Raw genomic sequence first — 20,253 nt, forward strand, 5'->3', positions numbered from 1 at the left:
TAAGTTTTTTTATTAAATATGAGATTATTTAATGGTTATTTCTTATAATAAAAAACAATATTATATTTTTTTCCCAGATACAGGATGCTCAAATGACTTTACTTTAAATAATTCTGGAGTATGCGCTCCTACCATTACGAAAACCATAACTGCAGGTTCATTCCCTGTATTTATCCAACCATGTATAGTTGCTTTTTGAACAAGACAATCGCCTTCATTGAGTTTAATAAAACCATTTTCAGAATGCATTTCCATTTCTCCTTTAAGGACAATTGCAAAATCAAGAGTTGTCGTGCTGTGCATTCCAAAAGTTTCTTTATTTAATATACAAGCTCTCTCTTTTGCATAAGATTTAATCTCATTGAAAGGAGGAAAAATAGTTTTAATAAAATGGAGGGCTCCAGGCTTAATATTAAAATTAAAATTTTCTAAAAAATCTCTCTTACCAAAAGGCTCACATGGAGTTTTATCGCAATACCAAAGCTCAGTAATTTTATGACCATCTTCTAAAATGACAGTAGGCTCAATATAACTATCCTCAGCTATTGCCGAAGAATTATTTTTTAAATTATCGACAACAATTAGTCTTGATTTATGCATATTTTTTCATCCTTAAAAAAATTATTTGCAATAAAATTTTATATTTTAAACTTCATCTAGGCTTCATTTGTTTTTTATTCCTTTACTTAAAACAAAGAGTAGAGTATTTTACCTTTTAAAGATATTGCATTAATTACAGTATTTATGTAAATAAATCAATTAACCTTAAATCACTTAAGTTACTCTATTTATTTTAATGAGTCAATAAATCATACCAAGAGAATTCTTGAAATAAATATCTTTTAAAGAGAACCATTTATTTTAGTTAAAATATATAAAACTTTCTTTCTTTTTACATAAAGAAAAGATAATCTTTGTAAAGAAGGAAAATTTACCGAACTTTGCTTGACTTTTTCTAATGCTCATACTAATTGCTTCATTCACGATGGCAGGGTAGCTCAGCTGGTTAGAGCGGAGGTCTCATAATCCTCAGGTCGGTGGTTCAAGTCCACTCCTTGTCACCATTTATACTCTTGTTATTATTCAACTATATTCTAGTATGATTCTATTTTCTTCAGTCAATTAAAAAATTCATTTATTTTTTTAAATAAAATTAATTAGTTATAAAAGCTTTAACTTATTTTTATATACAAATATTCCTATTTATAACGTGATAGTAAACTCCTGATCTTGATTATTGAATGCGAAAGAGGTTAACGTCATTCTGAATGAGTCATTTTTACACATTCATGCACCACCCCTTATAAAAGGCTTGCAAAAATGGAAAAAAGCAACCGTTTGAAACTCTATTTTAACAACAGTTGTGGATTTCTTTCTCTTCTATCCCCCCTACTCCCATGGATGTCTTATGGGGTAGGCTCAAAAACAGGTATTGATATTGGAGACAAACCTACTTATATTATATTCATTGCTTCTTTCTGCCTTATTCTATTCTCATTTATTTTATTTAAAACAGATAAGCTAAGAAAATTATTCTTATTTCTCTCACTCACAGCCTCATTATTGTTACTTGGAGTATACTTGTATGAAATTATTAGAATTTCATACCAAACGATGATTGCCAAAAGCCTCCCGACTGAAATGTTCGGCGTTGTTTCTCTGTCTGCAAGTCAAATTAAAGTGGGTTATGGACTCTGGGTAGGTGGAGGGGCCTCTTTATTATCAACAATTGTTAACTTAATTTCATTACGCATAAAAAAACCTAAGTGAGTCTTATGAAATTTATAGAAGTAGACAATATATTTGATCTTTACCCAGAAGCAATTGCACATCCAATCAATTGTATTGGCTTATCGCACGATTTATTATCAAAGAAAATTAAGAAAGTTTGGCCAAATTATTATAGAGAATATGCAAGAACATGTCTAAGAAAACAGTTTATCCCATATAAAGCATATTATCACTCAATCGATGCTCTTTTTGGTACAAAAAGCATTGTTACATTAACAATTAGGAATAATTGGCAAGAGCGTTTAAAACAGGATTCTATGAAAGAAGTAATAAACTCTCTTATGCAACAATGTAAAAAGCAAAATATTTTAACAATAGCAATTCCAGAAATTGAGGGCGTCCCTAAACATTGGCTTGAACAGGAGCTAAAGAATACTTTTCAAGATTATCCAATTACAATCTATTTCTTTAAAAATAATTAAAATATTTTTTATTCAGACATTAAGAATAGGACAGGTCTTACATCATCTTCCTCAGTTGACTCCCAATATTGGACAAGAACCTTATAAGTAATAATACCAATTTCTCCTTCACCAAATAATACATAAAATATAGCTTGTTCCATTGCATTCTTTCGAGCCAGTCCTAAATAAATTGCTATAGGATCTATTTGCTCACTAATATAAGCAACTGTATTCGGTATAGCGACAGCTCCTGAAACCTCAATTAAAAAATTCTCAGAATTATCTTCCATTTTTAAAACTTTAATAAATAAAGGGGCTACAAATTCACTTCGATCATCTCTTAAAGAAACAGTTAAAAATGCTAATGGCTCAGTACATTTATAAAATCTTTTAATTTTTTCTTCTTTACGCTTAAACCATTTCTTGTCACCAGAAGAAATGGGCACAAGATTTACTTTTTTGTCCGTAATTGAAGTCCAAAGGGCTACAGATTCATCGTTCATAAATTTATGAGATTCCACTCTTAATTCAAAGGCACGCCTCCATCTGCTGACTGCACTTGCAAAAAGAATGGCAAGAAAGAATATAAAAGCAATGACAAGTCCATCAGGACGAGAGTTTACATTATCAATTAATGTAAAAAGAAAAACAGCAGATACAAGCCAAAAATAGTATGATTTAATTCTAATCTTGAAATCTTTTTGAAGCTTAGCATCTTTTTTTAGAGAGAGTGCAACAGCTACAGAGGCTGATAGAATCAGAGCAAGCACTCCAGTCGCATAAGCTCCGGCTTGAGCATTTACGTTTGCTTGAAAAATAATTAATATTGCGACACTTATTAGCGTAATTAATACAACCAATGGGCGCCTGACCTCTACCCAACGTGGAGCCATTCCAAATCTTGGTAAATAGCGTGGAATAACATTCAAAAGTCCAGCCATTGCCGAAGCACCAGCAAACCATAGAATTATGATAGTGCTAATATCATAAACCGTTCCAAATATATTCCCTATATACTTATGCGCTAAATAAGATAATGCACGTCCAGAAGCCTCAGCTCCATCCATTACTTGTGATTGTTTTAATAAAATTGAAGTAACAACACTTGAAGCAATTAAATAAATTGACATAATAATCGCAGAACAAAGTAACAATTTTTTTGTCCCTGCAATTCTTTTCATAGGAGGACGCTGAACAGCGTCAACTCCTTTACCATTATCGATTAGCGGCATAACCGAAACGCCAGTTTCAAAACCACTTAAACCCAGCGCAAGCTTAGGAAATGCCAATGCTGAAATAACAAACAGACCAAACCAATCTACTTTAAAGATAGGATCAGAAATCCAATGGTAGATTAAATAAGGATCATCAATGATCACAAAGGTAGCTCTACAAATTACAATTAATGTTAAAATTAAAAATGGGATTGTACTTGCAATTGCAACATTTATGGCTTCTTTAAAGCCAATAAAAAAGACAACACCTAATAAAATAATTAAATAAATGGAAATATTTAAAATAGAATGACCTAAATAAACATTTAAAAGTGGATTTTCAATAATATGTGAAGCCGCATCAGAAGCAGAAAGAGTTATCGTTATAAAGAAATCTGTTACAGCAAAAGCAATCAAACCAAGAACAACAAATTTTCCGCTCCATCCACTCAATAAATTCTCGAGCATGGCTATAGAGCCTTGTCCAGTATAAGAGCGTTTAGAAACTTCTATATAAGTTGGAACAGCACCAAATAAAGTTAATAAAATAAGCAGCAATGTCGAAAATGGAGCGAGCGCAGCTACTGCCATAAGCGCTATGCCTGGCTGATAAGCTAATGTTGAAAAATAATCCACGCCAGTTAAACATAATACACTAAACCAATGATGTGTTTTTTCTACTTTTTCCGGCGAAGAATCATTTTTAAAGTGAAAACTCTTTGTTAAAAAATACGACATCTTAGAAATAAATGGGTGAGACTGTGTCTCAACACTTTTCACAGATTTATTTTTTTGATTTTGATCCATAAATCCTCTTATCAAACTTAAACTAAATAATTAAATTAACTTTTTTTTGTTAATATCAAAAAATAAAAACACCCAACCTAACATAAAAGAAACTCCCCCAATGGGAGTGATAGCTCCAAGAATTGGGAGATTTAATAATACTAGTAAAAATAATGAACCTGAGAATATCATACACCCGATTGCAAAAAATAATTGTGATCTATTTTTATCTGTCACATAATATGATATAAGTCCTGCTAAAATATGAATAAAAAGATAAAGTGTAGCTGTTTTCCAGTTCTCCAAATATTCTGGAGAAACCTTATTTTTTAATCCATGAGCACCAAAAGCTCCAAGTGCTACTCCTAAAAGTCCTAAAACAGAAAATAGTTTTGGGTAAAACATGCGTGTTCCTTTAAAGTAAGATAATATCGATACGTCAAAATTTTGACGATATTTGGTTTTCAACTGAGCAAGTAAATAAAAACAACAAATTTTATTTGCAAAGTATATTATTTATTAAGGGAGCATTTATCATTGCACAACCTCAATTGATTTCAATATAAAATAGAATTGATAAAGCAGACAGTAGTTTTATAACTATATTTTATCTAATTTAAGGAGCCTCCATGTCAGATAAAAAAATAAAAAGAGTCGGCGCAACAAAATCAAATATCCCAAAATCAGAATTTAAAAACTATGAACGTCCACAAAGTGTAAGAATTATTTCAGTATGCAATCAAAAAGGAGGATGCGGCAAAACAACAACCGTTATTAATGTTGCAACTGCAATTGCAAAACTGGGTCAAAGAGTGCTCGTAATAGATCTGGACTCTCAATGCAATGCAACATCTGGCCTCGGAATAGAAGTTTCTGAAATTGAAAAAAGTATTTTTGACTTAATTGTTGAACCCAAAAAAACAAATTTAGAAGATGTTATACTTGAAACCCAATATGAAAATCTCCACATTGCACCAGCTTCCATAGATCTCTCTGAATTTGAAAGTAGAATGGCTGGAGAAATAGGGAGAGAGAATCGCCTTAAAAAAACACTTATTCCACTACATAATTTATATGACTTTATTATTATTGATACACCACCAAGTTTGGGATTATTAAGTATTAATGCCTTAAATGCATCAAATGAAGTTCATATTGCTCTTCAAGCACATCCATTTGCCTTTGATGGTTTAAATCTATTACTTGAAACAATTTCACTTATCAAAGAAGAATTAAACCCTAAATTAAAGATCACAGGTTTAGTCGTCACGATGTTTGACTCAAGAACAAAACTTTCAAGAGAAATTGTAGATAAAGTAAATACATTGGAAGAGCTGAAAAATTGCATTTTTACAACCTGCATTCGACAAAATGTAAAACTCGCAGAAGCTGCTAAAGCAAGAAAATCCGTTCTAACCTATGATCCATCTTGTACAGGAGCAATTGACTATATTGCTTTAGGCAAAGAAGTTTGTTTACAAAGCATTCAAAACAACACTCGAAATCAAAAAGATATAATAACTATCGATACCGTTGTCGTTTGAGTTGATGTGACGTCACATCAACTCAAAAATTTTTACTCTCATTTAATAAAAAATTATAATGAAGGAAAATCTACATGAATCAGACAAAACCTAAAAAAGCTTTACGAGGGCTGTTCACAAAAACAGAACCAGATCAAATAGAAAATATAGCTTACCCTGAAAAAACCACCAAAGAACCCATAGTTGAGGCTATAAGCTCAAACTCAAAAAGATCTCATAGCACAAATGTTGAATTAAATTTAAATTCCGAAGACTCAATTGATAAAATGGAAAAAGAATATACAATAACTAAAATTCAATATAATTTTGATAGATTACGTTCCGAAAGAAACTCTTGGAATAAACATGAATATGTAAATTTCCTCACTCGTATCGATAACGCTCAAACAGAAGCGTTTTTCTTAAAAGGAAAACTTATTGCTGAAATCAAAGAAAGATTTTTTGAAGGTAATAAAATGGGCTGGAAAAATTTTTGTGAAGATACATTAAACATGAATTATACAACAGCAAATCAATATATTCGTGTAGCTCAAGAGTTTGATGTGACGTCACATCAACGCACCGATTTCGGCTTTGAGCATTTCAAAGCATTGCTCCCACTACCTTCTCAAGACCGTTCACAAATAATAGAATCTTTACCGCAAAGTATTAGCGTGAAATCCTTAAGAAATTTAGTATCCTTAAAAACTGATAAAAAATCTCCAAACAAAGCTACCCATAACAACAAAATAAATTTAAAAAATATCACTGAAAATCTTGAAAAAATAAAATTACAACTTGATAATCTCGATCTTAACTCACTTGATCAAACTGAAAAATGGAGTCTCTTAGGTGCTTTTCGAAGCATATCTGAAGAAATGTCAGATTTAGCTGAACTTCTTTCAAAATCTCAAGAATCAAGATATACAAGACACATGGGAGCAACTATTCTGCAAAATGAGGAAGATCATGCAACATAATGAATATTTAAGAACTAATTCAACAGATAGAAATTTACCTGTTACAAATTCAAATCAAAATATAATTTCAGTAGTTTATATTCTACAATTTTTATCTCTGTTCACAGCTGGAACATTTTTAATCTTACCTCTCATTATAAATTATATATTTAGACATAAATCACGAGAGACTTGGCTTGATTCACATTTTCGTTGGCAAATTCAAACTTTTTGGTTCGCAGCATTATTTTATGGAATTGCTTATATATTTGGTTTTATTCCATTTATTGGTTGGCTATTTTCATTTCCAAGTTTCTTAATAGCTTCTTTGATAATTCTCATACGCTCTTATAAAGGTTGGAAAAAACTATCAAAACAGCTACCACCCAGCTCTGAGATCTAATATCAGTTCAAAATAAAACCTTGCAACTAATTCATCTCCCACTCCTTAAACTCATGTAATCTTAGTTAATTCTCTAAAGCAATCATTTAAGAAAAATTATTAATAAAAAAAGTTATAAAATTTTGTGGAAGAAATCTATTATTGACATTATGCATAAGATTTGGAATTTACCTAAATTTGGTATATAAAAAGGAATTACAATGACATTTCGTAATCATAGATTTAGTCGACTTGAACTCCTCATTGGACGTGAAGGTCTTGGGCGATTTAGAAATCTTCATATTCTTATAGTTGGTGCTGGTGGAGTTGGTAGCTTTGCAGCTGAAGCAATTGCACGGTCAGCTATTGGAAAAGTGACTATAGTGGATCATGACGAAATCTGCGTCACAAATGTCAATAGACAATTACTTGCATTTAGCGACACAGTCGGTAAAAAGAAAGTAGAACTTCTAGTTGAAAGATTAAAGAAAATTAACCCTCTTGCAAGATACTTTGGGATTGCAGAACATCATCATCCTGACAAAGAAAACTTTATTTTTGAAGAAGCGGAACGCTTAGCAGGACAACCTGTAGATGCTATTATTGACTGCATTGACACTCTCATCCCTAAAGTCGATCTCATTGCAAGGTCAAAGAAATTGAACATACCAATTTGGAGTTCTATGGGCTCAGCAAGCAGGTTGGATCCGTCACAAATAAGATGTGCTGACATTTCAGAGACAAGAGTCGATCCCTTTGCAAAACAAATTAGAGCAAAATTACGAGAAGTCGGAATCACTGAGGGAATAAGAGCAGTCTTCTCAATTGAAGAACCCATCGATCCTGAACAAGCAGTGCCTGGAACTGAATGGCATTGCATTTGTCCAACCATTGAAAAAGAATTTGGTGCCTGTCAGCACAAACGAGTCATGCTCGGTACAATAAGCTATTTACCCCCAATATTTGGAATGTGGTTATCAGGTGATCTCTTACAACATTTTTTAAAAGGAATTGATTTTAAAAAGAGAGATACTTTTGAAAAAATCCCGACATATGATGAATTTAAAAAAGTTTTAAAGCTTGGTCAGACCTAAAAATCAATTATTCTGTTATAAATCTAAAAACTCAATGATGTGACATCACATCATTGAGTTTTTTTAAAATCCATTTACTATCTACCAATATTTATTCTGTCAAAAACTTTCGCCAAAAAATTGACGAAAGAAACTTGTACTGAAAAAATCATCAAAAAAAAGGGGCTAAGAAGAGTTTTTTTACTCCTCTAACATATTCAAAGGAGAACTAAAAATCGCTTTTTACTGCATAAATAATTTATAACAATAAAGTAAGAGTACAGATTAATTATTTGAAAAACGAACCGTGTTATAAGAAGTAAAACTATTTTTATCTGTTTTAAAAATAAAGTAAACATCTTTTCCAAATAAAGTATCCCAATTTCCAAGCGTATTTGATGGTATTTTACTAATACATAGTTCAGTTGATTTTAAAAATGCTTTTTCAACAATATCGTGACTTCTAGGATGTGTTTGTTTATAAAATTTATCAATATCATCCCCATTCCTTCTTGGAGTGTCAGAAGTTAATATTTTACAATTTGATCTAAATAAAGTATCTCCTTCAGTGCTTTTCCTAAAATACAATGTATATCTGTAAGAAGTGCCTGATAGCGGCAATTTTCTCAAATGAAAATTAAATAATTCCTTAATATTTTCATTATCATAAACTACAAACTTTGATTTAATTTTAATTTCTGGTTCATTTTGCACTGGAATATCAAAAGTGCTACTTTTCACTAAATTAAAAATAACTTCTTTTCCAAAAACTTGAGGCTGAACGAGTATTGCTAAAGATGTATTTTTCTCTTTATAAATATACTTATTTATCGAGTTATTTAATAATATGTTATGGCTATCCCCAGCAGCTTGAAAAGCTAATATTATTATTTCTTTATTCTCCAGAGGTAAAAAAGCCTGCTCATTGCTTTTTGCAGCAAATTTTATCTCTTGAATGTAAATGTGACACGTTTGAAAATTTGGAATATAAAAGTGAGTTTCTTTTACGGATAATTCTTCTGACTTATTGTAATCTTCACATTTAATGTCCGCTTTTGCTGTGAAGCTACCACCTGCAAAACTGCTAGAAGACAACTTCATGCTATAGGTATCTGAAAGTTGTATTTCTTCATTATTTTTACCTATTGTGGATTTACCACATCCTACAATTGAAAAAATAAAAAATATATTTATTAAAAAAATCAATCTAGTATTCATAATAATACTCCTTTTTGAATAGTTAACAAAATTTAAATTATAAATAATAATGAATTAATTTATAATTATAAAAAATAATAAAATGTATTTTTATTTATAGACTATAGAAATTTTTCCTATTTCATCTAATACCGTCACATATATATCATCATTTTTTAATTTCCAAAATTTTTTTTACAAATATATTAATTTTAAATTATTTTTTAAGTCATAATTACAAATATTTTTAAAGTTTTGTTTATATAATAGATACTTATACATTTCGCTCTCACTTTAAACGAATTTCTTTTTTTAAATGAATAAAATCCAATTTTATTCAAAAGAAAGTTAATAATTTTAAATACTAATTAAGATGTTTTATTCTAAAATAATTAATAAATTAGATTTTTATTATTATATGGTCAATTCAGCTTTTATTATTAGTTGATATTTAATCAAAATACTACAAAATAAAATTATTAAATATTCAGTTGGTAGTCAAAAAAAACAAATTTAGCTTGAGTTATTTAATCTTTAAAATAGTACTATTATAATTTTTTTCTCGCAAATAAAAATTTCTAATTCTTAAAAAATGATAAAATTCATTTACTTGCCATTACTAGAAAATTTTATCTAAATAATTACCAATCTATTAATTTGATTCTTAGAGGACAGTAATAGATATTTTATCAATTTTAAAATATTAAAATTGATTTACATACATAATTGTCACACTTAAATTATCACGATCTAAGTTGCTCCTTAAATCCATTATCGCAAATCCAAAATAGAGTCTTCTTAAACCTATTATTGACAAAGGCATTACACTTGAGGAGAAACTAAAAGAATCTACAACTTTTGAAAGCTGCAATGCAAAATTATTATTAATAACAAATGAAAAACTTCCAAAAACACCCAAATCTGTAAGTGCATCATCATATTCAACATTAAATTGACTTTTAAAAACCGAAGTATAAAATCTACCAGTTCCAACTCCTAAATTTAATATTAGGGACACAGAATTAAATTCATAAATTTGATCCGCTGTTAAGAAATAAGATTTTAATAATCCTCTATCACGACCAAATGAAAATAGATTTTCACAACCGGCTGCTATAAAACTTTTAGATAAAATCATTTTGTGCAATTTGAATCCTAGATAAGAATCATGGGCAAAACCTTCACCGCTCCAAGGGCTGACACTTGAAATACCAAAAAAAGTATCAATTGCGAATAGGTTTTCTGCATCTCCCAATCCAAACCCTAAACCAGAAATAGGATTAATTGGAACATCACGATGATCTTTATCGTGAATAGCTGATAAACCAATATGAAAATCTCTAAATTCATTGCCAAATGCTTGAGGAATTCCAGTATTAAAGCGTCTGCTATCGTAATTATCATGTTTTGTAATATCTATGGATATGCCAGCAAGATAATCATTAAACGCAGATAAGGATTGCAATCTTGCATGATCAAGAAGTTCTAGCATAAAATCCATGACTTTTATAAATTAATAATATTATTTTATTTGCTATTTATTAAAAAATAAATCAATAATATATTGACATTAGGAAATAAATTCCTTATTAAATATAAAAATTTTTCTACTTAATAAGCTTAGTCAAGGTGAGTTCTCAAGTTTTTCCACAGATAAAAGAACATCAGGTGTAAATCATAAAAATAAAGCTATTTTTTTGTTGCAACTCGTGACTAAGTAGTTTTAATCGTGCAAATAGAATTTCTGTTTATTGAACATTTTAGAGTTACTAAGACGTGAGCCGTTTATTATCACTATAACAACATAACTTTTTAACCCTGCTAAAAAATCTTTGCACTACTTCGAAGTTCCCAAAATTAGAAATGAACTTATTTTTATTGAAACCATGATTAAAACTCATCACTAAGAGTTTTCAAATAACTAGATTATTAGTTTAAATAGGATCCTACATTTACCTCATTCGCAATTTTTACCTAACATCATGAGTATCAGTATTGCAAAAATAATTCATCAAAAGAATAAAAAAAACAATATTGGGAGTTAACAATGCCCCTGATGCAAATAAATACATAAATAATACTGATATAATTAAAATATTCTCATCACTCAAAATAAATTTTCTAATAAATGTTTTATAAATAAAAATAATATAAAAAAAAGTTGGAATTATTCCGAAGTAAATAAATATTTGAGCTATACAATATGGATTAATTGGATACTTAATTTCTTCCTCAAAGTATTTAAAATTATCTAAACCAGAACCAATGCCAAATAAGAAAGTATCTGCGTTATTTAATAGAACCAAAATAGCATGAATTGGTGCAAAAAATCTAATATAACCACTTGAATCTGCCTGACTAAAATTAATAACTTCAGGTAAACGATTTATAATATATTCACCATACTGCGTTTTGGTAAGAACAATAATACCTAAAAACATAATCATCAACAGAATTATTGCATTCTTTATACTCTTATCAAGAATTATTTTTCTAATGCCAATTAATAAAGCAAAAATTATTAGACTAATAAAACCAGACCCTGAGTAAGAAGTTATTATTCCAAAAATATAAAATGGAATCCTCCAATATTTTTTAACAAATAATATTTCTAAAATTAATGCGACCGCCATAAATTGTGAAAAAAATGATGGCTCTAGAAATATAATGCCATTGCTTTTATGCCAGGCACTCATATAGGCAGTAAATGGAAAAATATTATAAAATTTTGGAGAAAGGACCGCTGGAAGATTGCTTAAGGGATCGAATTGAATATTGATATACTGCAATAAAAACTGTAGAATACCACCAAATGCAGACAGCAATAATAATATACAAATATTATTAAATACTTTAACTCTATCATCTAAAGAAATTTTAATTGGACTCGAAAATATAAAAGTAATATAAATCAAAAAAAAGTACAAAATAGATAACAAACTAGTATATCTTGTTGAAAAAAAAATATTATATCCTGATGAAAAAATAATAGAAAGTATTAAAAATATAAAAATTAAAAATCTATTTTTATTAATAATCATCTTACCTTTTAAAACTAATAATATAAAAATAATATAAAAAATTAAAAATGATAAAGGAAAATATCCATTCACCCAAACTCTTTGTGTAAATATCACAATTAATATCAAAAATAAAAGAAGTCTGCCGTTAGAAAGATAACTCATCTTAGCTCTCATACAATTCAAAAGTTTTTCTCGCAATATTTTCCCATGATAATTCATTAATAATAAGAGTACTTATATTATTCTTAAAATGAGGAATATAACTTGGATTACTCAAGAGTGTTTCAATTTTATTTGCTAAATTAGCTTCTGCTTCATCGTCATTGTTTTCATACAATAATGAATCAATTTTATCAGTTAATAGCTCTTCAAAAATGCCAATTTTACTTGCAATTATAGGTTTTACATAAGGAAGCACAGTCATAAGAACTCCACTCGTACTTATTTCTTTATATGGAAATAAATAAATATCTGCAAATTCAAGTATCATTGGTAATTCTTCATCAGGAACATATCTTATATCCCAAAAGATATATTGAGATACATTCAACTTAATTGATAGTTCTTTTAAAGATTCTGCATGATTAAAATAATCTTTGCCAGAAATAATAAACACACAGTTTTTTAAAAATTTATTGTTAATTAATGAAATTGACTTAATTAATATATCTATCCCTTTATAGGGTTTTATTGCACCAAATACTAAAAATTTCTTTTTACTGCTTGAAACTAATAAATTGAATTTAGCACTTAATTTAGTTTGCTCTTTCGAAGACAAAAGTATTCCATGTGGAATAACCTTAATAAATTTTTCATTAATATTATATAATTTAATAATTTGGGATTTTGTTTTTTTTGTGTGTACAATAATATAGTGAAATTCTTTTAACAAATTAGACCACCCTAGTGTCTGTAAAAAACTAGAGGGATTGCCGTTAAATGGTATAACATCATGGGAAGTAAAGATTACTTTTTTTCTTATTTTTAAAAACTTAATAAAGTATCTATCTACAATCGGTATTGAGCACCATTGAAAATGAATGATAGAATAATTTCTCGCGAAGTATAATAGATATACCATATTAAAAAAATGTTCAATCCACTTAATAAAAACTCTAATTTTATCATTTTTAATACAATCAGAAAATTTATAAAATAACCCAACATATTCAAATTTATTACAATAATTTTTTGCTTTTTTATGAGACCCAACAAGAATAACATCATAATTCAGACTTTTCAAACCATTATACAAATGCAAATCATATTGAAATGTAAAAAAGGAGGGATCAATTATTAATACTTTTTGATTTATTAAAGATTCATTCATTGCGATCTAAACCTTCTCATGTAACTGTATTTTTTGTAGTCAATAAAATTTTTCTTTGATGATAAAATTGCATAATGTATAAAATAATATAAAGACCTAAAAATATTTAATCCTTCGATTTTTCTATAAATTTTCCATTGATTTAATGCTGTTTTTACTTTATTTGAAGAAACCGAATTAGAAGTGGATCTATAAATAGTCAAAGCTTCGTTTAAGCAATAAGCAGTATTTCCATTTCGCAATAAATTTAAATAGAAGACATAATCTTCACTTGTTTTTAGAGTCTCACTGTAATAAACTTTTCCCATAATATTTGTATCATAAATAACAGTTCCTGTTAAAAACACGCAGTGTTTGAGAAATTTATGATAATTCATTATTTTTGGGGGATTAAATTTACCAGTTATATTTAAATGAATATCCCCCTTATAAAAACTTGTATAGACTATAGGATAATTGTACTTTTTAATAAATTGAAATGCTTTTTCCAATCTATTCTCTAAATAATAATCATCACTATCTAAAAAACTAATATATCTTCCAATAGCTTTTTCGATACCTATATTTCTTGCTTTACCTGGACCTACATTTTTATCTAATTTAATATATCTAATTCTTTCCTCATTGTAAGCAATATTTTTTATAATTTCATCCGAACTATCAGGAGAACAATCATTGATAATTATTAATTCAAAATTCTTATAGGATTGATTTAAAACTGAATCAATTGCTTTCTTAAGAAACTTTTCTGAATTATATACAGGCATAATTACGCTTATCAAAATATCATTCATGTTATTTTTAAACTTTCGGTTGATTAATTAATAATTAATACTAATTTTTCTGCTCATATCTAGAACTAAAAGAATAATTAGAGCCTAAATTACTCTTACTTTCAATAATTTTATTCATTATAAATCCATAAATAGTAATATTTGCGTTCTCAAATTTTCTTTTATACTCTCTTATTTCTTTTTCATGATGCTCACTAAAACCAAAGACGATAAGACTTAGTTTTGAATAACGGCAAAATTCGAAAGTGTCTGTAACTGACATGAATGGTGCCGTGTCAATAATTATATAATCATATTCTTTAGAAATATTTTTAAGAAAATCTTTAACTTTATCCTTGAATTGAAACTCTGATTTTACATTTTTATACCTTCCTCGCGGAATAAAATCTAAATTTGAAATTCGTGTTTTTTGAATTATTTCATTTAAATCATTTTGACCTTCAATATAATTACAAAATCCAATTTTACTTAAATTATTTTGAAAAAAGCTCTCAATATTTCCTTGTCGCATATCACCATCAATTAGAAGAACTTTCTTACCCGTTTCTGTAAAAATATTTGCAATGTTTGCAGAAACAAAAGATTTTCCAACATTTGGATTTGGCCCTGATATTGCAATAATATTATTTTCAGGAGTCAACTCAAAAAGTAAATTCGTTCTTAAACTCCTAAAACCTTCTACAACCACATCATATGGATCGATTTCACTTAGAAACTTTAGATAATTAATTTTACCACTTTTAAACATAATCTTTTGTAATTCATGATTTTTACTAAGTAAAATAGATGATAAAGAACGAATATCATATTTATTCTCAATAACTTCAAAATCTTCAATCCCTGCGAATAAAATTTTGCGAACAATAATATAAGAAACTGCAGCTAAAAATGAACTAATTGTAGAAAAAAGACTAAAATATATAAAAGACTTATTATTATCTCTAAGAGGAATTTGAGCGTAGTTTATTACAGCTACATCACCCACGGTACCCGCTTTGAGTAATTCAAACTGTTGAATTTTCTCAATTAAGTTAATATAAATTTGGTTTTGAATTTGAACTTCCCGCATAAGTCCTAAGGCAATCTGATCTGCGCTAGGAAGATCTTTTAACTTTCTTTCATATTTAGTTTTTTCTAGTTGGAGTTGAGCTAATGTTGTTTCAACATCCTTGATTTGTAGACTATCAGTAGTGTACTTCTGTTCTAATTGTCCTTTTTGAACTAAAAATTTAGAAATACTGTCCTGAATACGAGCAATATTTTCCATTGTAATTTTTGTTTCTTGTTCTAAAGCCACATTACCTGATTTTGCTCTATATTGATTTAATTCTGTTTCTGCTTTTAGAAGATCTTTTCTTACCGAAGGTTCTTGTGCCCTTAAAAAGTTTAAGGTTTTTTTTGCTTGATCTTGTTTTTGCAAAATATCCTGCTGCACTGATGAGTCAGCAATCGCATTTATAATGAGAGTAATTTTTTCTGGATCATAACCTTTAAATGTAAGGGAGGTTAAATCTGTCTTTTTACCTGCAGCTGTAACATTAAGATCTGTTAATACTCTCTTTATAGAATCTTCTAAATTTATTTTTTGTAAATTAAATGCCACTCCAATTCTTGAATTAATTGATTTAACATAAATTTTAATTGTACCATTTCCCAAGGGCATCTGTATGAATTCATTGAGTTTTCCTTTTAAAACCTCCTTACCACTTGGAGCGATTAAAGAAAAAGAATTATTTCCTAAATTTACTATTTTAAACATAGAGTTTATATACTTATTTGGGATTTCAAATTTTAAAATCTGAATTTTTTCTCCGCCCCAAGCAAAGGAGGAAAGTCCTAAAACGGGATCTACAATTTCATTTTCCCTAGTAAAACTTCTTAAATTTGAATAATATATTTTTTTACCAATAAAAGGAAAATAATTAGGTTCTACGATAATATCAAGACCTAAAGACTTGATTACAGGTTCTATAACCACATAAGATTTTAATATTTCGCTATATCTTTCAGCACTTCCATCATCTGAACCTAAAACAGGTATAACTTTACCTACAACACTCGATAGATTACCTGATCCCTTACTTGCATTTGTCGTTACCAAGACAGAAGTAGAATACTGCGGCATACGAAAAATACAGTAAATGCTTACTAAAATTAAACAGATTATAATTGATACTAAGATAATTAATTTATTATCTAAAATCTGTGAGAGCAGTTGCCTTACATCTATAAACTCAACTGTATCTTTTTTATCAACTTGACTTCTACTTTTTACGAACTCAGACATACAAAACCTTTTTATTACTATTTACTAAGTGTTTTTATTGCAGCTGCTGTATCAACAGTCTGATTTATTGTTGTCAGTGATGGAATTACTAACCCAAGTACTTCATTAAATTGTGTAAGCTTAGATTTGGATACATATACTATATCCTTTGGTTTAAGTTGAAATTGACTCGCTAAAATAAGAGAATCAGGAGATCTTAAATTAATATAAAATATTTCTGGATTCTTACTGAAACTACGAATAATGTAAGTATTCTCAGGAGCTGATGTATTTGAAAAACCTTTTGAACTTCCAATTAAGTCTCGTAAATAAATGTTACCATCATTTATATTATATGCACCTGGTGAAGAAACAGAACCGAGCATATAAACTTGCGATTTAATATTACTTGGAACAGTGACGACATCACCATCCTGTAAAATCCAGTTTTCTGAAGTTCCTTTTGGAGATTCTAAACTAGTTGCATCTACAATTATGGTTTTATTTCCTCTTTTAACAGTCACTGAAGTTAAATCTGAACAAACAGTTTGCGTTACATTTTCATTACTCAAACCACAGCGAACAGGTCCACCAGATAATGTAATAGCATTTAAAATAGTGAGTGGAACATTTGTAATGGAAATCACTTTAGGGGCCGTTATCATACCGACAACAGAAATTTTTTGACTGTTAAATTGAGATACCACAACATTTATTTGGGGATTTTTTAAGAATAATGAAAGCTTTTTTGTTAGCAAAGTTCTGACTTCAATAATAGATAGACCAGCTACTTTTATTTCGCCAACATATGGATAATAGATATAACCATTTTGATCGACTGTTATACCAATTGAAGATGCAATATTACTCGGTGCCGTACGACTGTCTCCAATACCCTCTCCAATAATAGGATTGGATAAATTTGGATGATCCCAGACGATAACACTTAAAACATCTTGCGGACCAATCAAATAAGAATAACCATTTGCATTTTCTGTAAAGCCTTCTGGAATTTTATAACTCTTTTTTAATTCTTCTTGAGTGATAAAATCACTTTTTAATTTTTGTTGTATGAACTTTGCATTGATTTCAGTTATTTCAGGAGTAACAAACTCGCCATTTGCATTTACTTGTTCCATAGGATTTTCGACATGCATACCAGGGGCAAAAACACAGCCTGAAAATAAAACAGAATAAAAAAAAGAAAGTCCTTTTAAATTATATAATTTTCTTTGAAACATTTTTCGATGGAACCCTTTCAATTTTTATATTTTTGCAACCCAATCCAATAGACAGCTATCAATATGATCAGCCATACGTAAAAATGCCTCGTAAGGTTTTTGGTAAGGATCGATAATATTTTCATTTCTCCAAGAGCCAATACAATGAACTCTGCCCTTAGTGAAAGTATATTTTTTTTCTATAAAAGATTTTTGCTCTGTGTCCATAACAAAAATTAAATCATTTTTTTGCAAAATATCAATACTCAACTGCCTTGCAACATGAGAAGAGAGATCTAAACCTCGTTCAGCCGCAACTTGTATTGAAAGTTTATCTGCAGGATAACCAACCAATGCACTGATACCTGCAGAAGAAATTATAGGAATTTCTGAATTTTTCTGTCGCAATAAATACTTAAGCTTTTCTTCCGCATATGGACTGCGACAGATATTGCCAACACAAACGACAAGTATAGAATTAAATTTCATTCTTTGATTCCTTGCTGATTTCAAAATATTTATTACGATAAATATTAATAAGCATTTTTATTAATAAACCCTTTAAAAATAGTTAAAAATATAATTTTAAAGTCAAGAAACACACTCCAACTTTGTATATATTGAATATCAAAATTGACCCTTGTTTGCATTTTTTCAACTGTATCAGTTTCTCCGCGTGATCCATTTACTTGTGCAAGTCCAGTAATACCAGGTTTAATAAGATGTCTTTGCATATATAAATTTACAAGATCCTTATAATATTCATTATGACTGATAGCATGTGGCCGTGGGCCAACTATTGACATTCTCCCTTGTAAAACATTGACGAATTGAGGCAGTTCATCAAGACTTGTACGTCTTAAAAATCCTCCAATTAAAGTCAAGCGAGTATCATTTTTTTGTGCCTGTTTTAAAATCGCCTTATCATTATGCACTTTCATTGTTCTAAATTTATAGACAGTGATAATATTTCCAAATATTCCATAGCGCTTTTGTTTAAAAAACACGGGTCCATCACTTGTGATTTTCACTGCAATTGAAATAAGAATTAAAATTGGAGATATAAAAATTAAAATGATGAACGCCAAGATTTTATCAACACAGTTTTTAATAAGAACCGAGCTTCCATTCATCTTAGAATTCTCAATATCTAAGATAAACATACCGCCTTCTTCACCCAACTGAGGTGAAAGACTCGATACACTAACAACTTCAGGTATGTAGCGCTTTGGTATAGGTTTGTGGCGTAATTCCCACAACATTTCTTTAATTTTTAATTCATCCCCTTTGGGTAGAGCAAACCATATTTCTTCAATCTTTTTGTCCGAAATCCATTTACTAAGATTTTTAGCTTCTAAATAGATTGGTATACCATGAATAAATGATGTTGGTTTAGCACAATCTTTAAGTTTTTCAGATACATCAATAAAAGCAGAAATTCTATACCCAGTCCAAAGATAGTCAGACAATTGTGTTTGAATGCTCTTTGCTAATTTACCTGTTCCAACGATTGCGATAGCTCGGGTATTAAACCCTCTCATACGAATAACTCTGAGAAAGAACATAATTATCAGTCTACTCATAAGTATTAATATAAATACTACAATCGTAAATACAGTTAAAAAATACACTTTTTCATAAAAGATACCGTGATTGATTAAATAAATCGCAAATGAAAATAGTGAGAAAAATAGAATAAAACTAAGAATTAACTTATTAATAATAATTCGATAGTTTGAAGCCCTAAAAGGAGTGTAAACTCCAACATGTGAAAAAATTGGAAACAAGAAAATCGCCGAAGACATAACACTTTTAAATAGTTGGTGATTTGATATAAAATTATTAAAAATTAAATACTGAGAAATGAATTCAGCTATTATTAATAATATAATATCTGAACAAATAAGAGCTAAAAAAAATGAATTGTGATTTTGTTTTAAAATATTACCATACATTTAAATTTATATCCTAAAGATTTATAGCTAAATAATTTAAATTATTATGTATAAGTCATTCGACCAACTTCCAAAATAACAAGCTACAAATAGTAGCTTTGAAATAACTACACTTTTCAGTAGCACAGTTTTTTCGCTTTGCTAATATTTTTTTAATATTATTTTAATTATGGATTAACAATAAGCAAGTTCATAGATCAATTACATCAATTGTTAAATACCAAAATTCTAATTTAAACTAATATTTATTATTAAAATATGCCCAAACATTGATCATGAATTATGATCAATGTTTGGGCATATTTTAATACAAACCCTTTGTCATAAATAGAAAAG

Annotated in this window: 18 protein-coding genes and 1 tRNA gene; 7 read left to right on the forward strand and 12 right to left on the reverse strand. The window is 28.9% G+C overall.

Annotation, left to right across the window (positions count from 1 at the left end; genetic code table 11):
- Positions 1-60 precede the first annotated feature (60 nt).
- Positions 61-600, reverse strand: coding sequence for a cupin domain-containing protein (locus GCL57_RS06655; protein ID WP_152212578.1), 540 nt, complete (start codon positions 598-600; stop codon positions 61-63).
- Between the two features lie 387 nt (positions 601-987).
- On the opposite strand from GCL57_RS06655, the gene GCL57_RS06660 reads away from it, so the two are divergent.
- From GCL57_RS06660 to GCL57_RS06670, 3 genes are all read left to right on the forward strand, one after another.
- Positions 988-1,064 (forward strand) — tRNA-Met (locus GCL57_RS06660).
- A gap of 256 nt (positions 1,065-1,320) precedes the next feature.
- Positions 1,321-1,770 carry a hypothetical protein gene (locus tag GCL57_RS06665; protein ID WP_152212579.1) on the forward strand — a complete coding sequence of 150 codons (450 nt, stop codon included), beginning with the start codon at positions 1,321-1,323 and terminating at the stop codon, positions 1,768-1,770.
- A 5-nt stretch (positions 1,771-1,775) separates the two neighbouring features.
- On the forward strand, positions 1,776-2,213 hold the full coding sequence (locus GCL57_RS06670) for a macro domain-containing protein (protein WP_152212580.1): 438 nt from the start codon (positions 1,776-1,778) through the stop codon (positions 2,211-2,213).
- Positions 2,214-2,221: 8 nt separating this feature from the next.
- On the opposite strand, the gene GCL57_RS06675 is transcribed toward GCL57_RS06670, so the two are convergent.
- Entirely contained in the window at positions 2,222-4,216 is a 1,995-nt protein-coding gene (locus GCL57_RS06675; protein ID WP_152212581.1) for an APC family permease, read from the reverse strand.
- A gap of 30 nt (positions 4,217-4,246) precedes the next feature.
- Complete coding sequence (locus tag GCL57_RS06680; protein ID WP_152212582.1) at positions 4,247-4,600, reverse strand: DUF423 domain-containing protein; 354 nt, start codon at positions 4,598-4,600, stop codon at positions 4,247-4,249.
- Between the two features lie 224 nt (positions 4,601-4,824).
- On the opposite strand from GCL57_RS06680, the gene GCL57_RS06685 reads away from it, so the two are divergent.
- The 4 genes from GCL57_RS06685 (at position 4,825) to GCL57_RS06700 (ending at position 8,153) form a co-directional block, all read left to right on the forward strand.
- Complete coding sequence (locus GCL57_RS06685; RefSeq protein ID WP_152212583.1) at positions 4,825-5,739, forward strand: ParA family protein; 915 nt, start codon at positions 4,825-4,827, stop codon at positions 5,737-5,739.
- Positions 5,740-5,813: 74 nt separating this feature from the next.
- A complete protein-coding gene (locus tag GCL57_RS06690) occupies positions 5,814-6,698 on the forward strand; it encodes a hypothetical protein (RefSeq protein ID WP_152212584.1) in 885 nt (294 codons plus the stop codon).
- Entirely contained in the window at positions 6,688-7,080 is a 393-nt protein-coding gene (locus tag GCL57_RS06695; protein WP_152212585.1) for a DUF4870 family protein, read from the forward strand. The genes GCL57_RS06690 and GCL57_RS06695 overlap by 11 nt, the downstream gene beginning before the upstream one ends.
- A 200-nt stretch (positions 7,081-7,280) precedes the next feature.
- Entirely contained in the window at positions 7,281-8,153 is an 873-nt protein-coding gene (locus tag GCL57_RS06700) for a tRNA threonylcarbamoyladenosine dehydratase (RefSeq protein ID WP_152212586.1), read from the forward strand.
- 264 nt (positions 8,154-8,417) lie between these two features.
- Here the strand turns inward: GCL57_RS06700 and GCL57_RS06705 are convergent, their stop codons facing one another.
- From GCL57_RS06705 to GCL57_RS06745, 9 genes are all read right to left on the reverse strand, one after another.
- Positions 8,418-9,350 (reverse strand): hypothetical protein, encoded by a 933-nt coding sequence (locus GCL57_RS06705; RefSeq protein ID WP_152212587.1) that lies wholly within the window; start codon positions 9,348-9,350, stop codon positions 8,418-8,420.
- 682 nt (positions 9,351-10,032) lie between these two features.
- A complete protein-coding gene (locus GCL57_RS06710) occupies positions 10,033-10,821 on the reverse strand; it encodes a hypothetical protein (RefSeq protein WP_152212588.1) in 789 nt (262 codons plus the stop codon).
- A gap of 478 nt (positions 10,822-11,299) precedes the next feature.
- Positions 11,300-12,514 carry a hypothetical protein gene (locus GCL57_RS06715; RefSeq protein ID WP_152212589.1) on the reverse strand — a complete coding sequence of 405 codons (1,215 nt, stop codon included), beginning with the start codon at positions 12,512-12,514 and terminating at the stop codon, positions 11,300-11,302.
- Between the two features lies 1 nt (position 12,515).
- A complete protein-coding gene (locus GCL57_RS06720; RefSeq protein ID WP_152212590.1) occupies positions 12,516-13,682 on the reverse strand; it encodes a glycosyltransferase in 1,167 nt (388 codons plus the stop codon).
- Positions 13,679-14,476 (reverse strand): glycosyltransferase family 2 protein, encoded by a 798-nt coding sequence (locus tag GCL57_RS06725; protein WP_152212591.1) that lies wholly within the window; start codon positions 14,474-14,476, stop codon positions 13,679-13,681. Before GCL57_RS06725 ends, GCL57_RS06720 begins: the two co-directional genes overlap by 4 nt.
- A 40-nt stretch (positions 14,477-14,516) precedes the next feature.
- Positions 14,517-16,763 carry a polysaccharide biosynthesis tyrosine autokinase gene (locus tag GCL57_RS06730; protein WP_152212592.1) on the reverse strand — a complete coding sequence of 749 codons (2,247 nt, stop codon included), beginning with the start codon at positions 16,761-16,763 and terminating at the stop codon, positions 14,517-14,519.
- A 17-nt stretch (positions 16,764-16,780) separates the two neighbouring features.
- A complete protein-coding gene (locus tag GCL57_RS06735; protein ID WP_152212593.1) occupies positions 16,781-17,983 on the reverse strand; it encodes a polysaccharide biosynthesis/export family protein in 1,203 nt (400 codons plus the stop codon).
- Between the two features lie 24 nt (positions 17,984-18,007).
- Positions 18,008-18,451 carry a low molecular weight protein-tyrosine-phosphatase gene (locus tag GCL57_RS06740; protein ID WP_152212594.1) on the reverse strand — a complete coding sequence of 148 codons (444 nt, stop codon included), beginning with the start codon at positions 18,449-18,451 and terminating at the stop codon, positions 18,008-18,010.
- A 44-nt stretch (positions 18,452-18,495) separates the two neighbouring features.
- The gene (locus GCL57_RS06745) at positions 18,496-19,917 is read right to left on the reverse strand and encodes an undecaprenyl-phosphate glucose phosphotransferase (protein WP_152212595.1); all 1,422 of its coding nucleotides are present in this window, start codon (positions 19,915-19,917) and stop codon (positions 18,496-18,498) included.
- Positions 19,918-20,253: the final 336 nt, after the last annotated feature.

The organism is Fluviispira multicolorata, assembly GCF_009208585.1.
GTDB lineage: Bacteria > Bdellovibrionota_B > Oligoflexia > Silvanigrellales > Silvanigrellaceae > Silvanigrella > Silvanigrella multicolorata.

Coding starts and splice junctions, on each gene's coding strand:
- GCL57_RS06665 (WP_152212579.1), top strand. CDS start 1,321: ATGGAAAAAAGCAACCGTTTGAAACTCTATTTTAACAACAGTTGTGGA.
- GCL57_RS06725 (WP_152212591.1), bottom strand. CDS start 14,476: ATGAATGATATTTTGATAAGCGTAATTATGCCTGTATATAATTCAGAA.
- GCL57_RS06720 (WP_152212590.1), bottom strand. CDS start 13,682: ATGAATGAATCTTTAATAAATCAAAAAGTATTAATAATTGATCCCTCC.
- GCL57_RS06680 (WP_152212582.1), bottom strand. CDS start 4,600: ATGTTTTACCCAAAACTATTTTCTGTTTTAGGACTTTTAGGAGTAGCA.
- GCL57_RS06695 (WP_152212585.1), top strand. CDS start 6,688: ATGCAACATAATGAATATTTAAGAACTAATTCAACAGATAGAAATTTA.
- GCL57_RS06745 (WP_152212595.1), bottom strand. CDS start 19,917: ATGTATGGTAATATTTTAAAACAAAATCACAATTCATTTTTTTTAGCT.
- GCL57_RS06675 (WP_152212581.1), bottom strand. CDS start 4,216: ATGGATCAAAATCAAAAAAATAAATCTGTGAAAAGTGTTGAGACACAG.
- GCL57_RS06735 (WP_152212593.1), bottom strand. CDS start 17,983: ATGTTTCAAAGAAAATTATATAATTTAAAAGGACTTTCTTTTTTTTAT.
- GCL57_RS06705 (WP_152212587.1), bottom strand. CDS start 9,350: ATGAATACTAGATTGATTTTTTTAATAAATATATTTTTTATTTTTTCA.
- GCL57_RS06670 (WP_152212580.1), top strand. CDS start 1,776: ATGAAATTTATAGAAGTAGACAATATATTTGATCTTTACCCAGAAGCA.
- GCL57_RS06685 (WP_152212583.1), top strand. CDS start 4,825: ATGTCAGATAAAAAAATAAAAAGAGTCGGCGCAACAAAATCAAATATC.
- GCL57_RS06740 (WP_152212594.1), bottom strand. CDS start 18,451: ATGAAATTTAATTCTATACTTGTCGTTTGTGTTGGCAATATCTGTCGC.
- GCL57_RS06715 (WP_152212589.1), bottom strand. CDS start 12,514: ATGAGTTATCTTTCTAACGGCAGACTTCTTTTATTTTTGATATTAATT.
- GCL57_RS06730 (WP_152212592.1), bottom strand. CDS start 16,763: ATGTCTGAGTTCGTAAAAAGTAGAAGTCAAGTTGATAAAAAAGATACA.
- GCL57_RS06710 (WP_152212588.1), bottom strand. CDS start 10,821: ATGCTAGAACTTCTTGATCATGCAAGATTGCAATCCTTATCTGCGTTT.
- GCL57_RS06690 (WP_152212584.1), top strand. CDS start 5,814: ATGAATCAGACAAAACCTAAAAAAGCTTTACGAGGGCTGTTCACAAAA.
- GCL57_RS06655 (WP_152212578.1), bottom strand. CDS start 600: ATGCATAAATCAAGACTAATTGTTGTCGATAATTTAAAAAATAATTCT.
- GCL57_RS06700 (WP_152212586.1), top strand. CDS start 7,281: ATGACATTTCGTAATCATAGATTTAGTCGACTTGAACTCCTCATTGGA.